Raw genomic sequence first — 2277 nt, 5'->3', positions numbered from 1 at the left:
CGATGCCGGGCGCCCCGAACCACTTATGCCATGAGAGACGGCATCCGATTCTCCTTGACTTGGTCTCAATGTGATATCACAATGCAATCAGCAGTCGCACGGACTGCTCGGGGACTCGCCTCCTCCCCATCGCAATCTGGAGCGCGGCGCCGGGGACGTCACGCAAACGCCGGCGCAGTCGTGAAAGGAACTCACAATGAGCGTGGAAAAGCAACTCAAGGCCAAGTCGGGCTACGGCATGCTCGTCGCCGTGGCGGTGGCGCTCATCGCCATCATCGGCCTCTTTATCTGGAGCACCATCGGGCTCGCGAGCACGCCCGACGGCGTCGACGCGCCCGCAGTCTACGGATGGGGGCTCGGCCTCAGCATCCTCGCGTTTTGCCTGTGGTTCATCCCACTCAACGGATTCTTCTCGCTGCAGCCCGGCCAGGCGCGCGTGTGCATCCTGTTCGGCAAGTACGTGGGCACCGTCCGCGACGAGGGCTTCTTCTGGGCCAACCCGTTCTTTAGCAAGAGCATGGGCGGATCGGCCGGGATCGGCGAGATGATCGAGCTCGAGATGAGCGATTCCAAGGCCGCCAAGGCCGCGGCGCAGAAGGCCGCCAAGGGCAACCCCACCACTATCTCCACCCGCGTGCGCACCCTGAATGGCGAGCGCCTGAAGGTCAACGACAAAATGGGCAACCCCATCGAGATCGCAACCGTCGTGGTGTGGCACGTCGCCGATACCGCCAAGGCGCTCTTCGACGTCGACGACTACCAGAGCTATGTCGCCATGCAGGCCGAGACGGCGCTGCGCCACGTGGCGAGCGTGTACGCCTACGACCACCTGGAGGACGAGTCCGATGCCGCCGGCGCCATCACGCTGCGCGCCAATGTGGAAGAGGTCTCCGAAGCCCTGCGCCGCGAGCTCGCGATGCGCCTGGCGCCCGCCGGCGTCGAGGTCGACGATGCACGTCTCACGCACCTCGCCTACTCCCCCGAGATCGCCCAGGCGATGCTGCGCCGCCAGCAGGCGGAGGCCGTCATCGCCGCACGCAAGAAGATCGTCGAGGGCGCGGTCTCCATGGTCGACATGGCCGTGAAGGAGATGGCTGCCGGCGGCACCATCGAGCTCGACGACGAGCGCAAGGCGCAGATGGCCAGCAACCTCATGGTGGTCCTGTGCGGCGAGTCCGAGGCGCACCCGGTTCTGAACGCAGGTTCTCTGTACTAACCCCAACACCAATGAGTAATTTGGGGACGGGTGCAAAATTGCACATTCGACAAGAAGGCACGTCATGGCACGCAAGCAGTATCCACTCCGTATAGACCCCGCTATCTGGGAGGCCGTCCAACGCTGGGCGGACGATGAGATGCGCAGCGCCAACGGTCAGGTGGAATGGATCTTGCGAGACGCCCTCAAACGCGCGGGAAGGCTGCCAAAGAAAGAGCCCTCGTTCAAGGGCACGCCCAAAGGCGAAGAGGGCTAAGCCGGGAAGACAGGGCTCGGCCGCTGCCGACGTCGGGGCAAAGCCGCGCTCTGCCTCGCCAGCGCCGAGGCAGAGCTGAGCCCCGCCGCTCCAAAGTCGAGCCGAGCGGCGGGGCCAACACCAACCCAAAGCAAGCTCGCCCCCTCTATACGCACCAACCGGTCCCCGGAGGCATCCGCCTTTGGGGACCGTTCTTTTCCCAGCTAGATGTCGTATATAAAGCCTTTTGACAGCTCGATTTTGCCCCGTGGGGGTCAAATATAAAGACCTTTGATGGTACGATGCTCGCGTCAATGACATGGTGGCTCTCGACAGGGGTCACCCCGACCCTCTAGGGAGCAAACGCATGGAGCTGGGCTCGCACATCAAGGAGCATCGCACGGAGCTCGGACTGTCCCAAGACGATCTGGCGGAGCGCATCTACGTGTCGCGCCAGACCATCAGCAACTGGGAGTGCGGGGTATCACTTAGATAAAGATACCACACCATTCCCACGCTGACTTTTGCTCAACCGATACAGCCGGAGGGCTGGATAACAAGAAAAGGCGGTATGCGCCCCGTGGAGGGGTAGCGTACCGCCTTTTCTTGTGGGGGTTTCCAAAGGGGGCAACGCCCCCATTTGGCACACGACTTTGCGAAGCAAAGTGTAGTGTGTTATACGCTCTGTCGGCGTTGCCGTGAAAATGCCGTTGCCGCCGGGGAGGGCAAGGGCATTTGAAGCGGCAGGAAAACAGGGCTGTGCTTGCGTGGCGTAGAGCCGTAAGCACAGGTCTGGTTTCAACAGCAGACTGGGCGTATATGAAAT

General features: G+C 62.4%; 3 protein-coding genes. All 3 read left to right on the top strand.

Annotation, left to right across the window (positions count from 1 at the left end; translation table 11 throughout):
• The first annotated feature begins 196 nt into the window (after positions 1-196).
• The gene (locus tag ACQRCA_RS08345) at positions 197-1216 is read left to right on the top strand and encodes an SPFH domain-containing protein (protein WP_117734981.1); all 1020 of its coding nucleotides are present in this window, start codon (positions 197-199) and stop codon (positions 1214-1216) included.
• A 64-nt stretch (positions 1217-1280) separates the two neighbouring features.
• Positions 1281-1472 carry an Arc family DNA binding domain-containing protein gene (locus ACQRCA_RS08340; protein WP_117734980.1) on the top strand — a complete coding sequence of 64 codons (192 nt, stop codon included), beginning with the start codon at positions 1281-1283 and terminating at the stop codon, positions 1470-1472.
• Between the two features lie 346 nt (positions 1473-1818).
• The gene (locus ACQRCA_RS08335) at positions 1819-1947 is read left to right on the top strand and encodes a helix-turn-helix transcriptional regulator (protein ID WP_427719876.1); all 129 of its coding nucleotides are present in this window, start codon (positions 1819-1821) and stop codon (positions 1945-1947) included.
• Positions 1948-2277: the final 330 nt, after the last annotated feature.

Origin of the sequence: Collinsella sp. SGI.095 (genome assembly GCF_050314535.1) — a bacterium.
GTDB lineage: Bacteria > Actinomycetota > Coriobacteriia > Coriobacteriales > Coriobacteriaceae > Collinsella.
The sequence above is the reverse complement of the archived record's forward strand: the minus strand, read 5'-3'. Positions and strand labels throughout refer to the sequence as shown.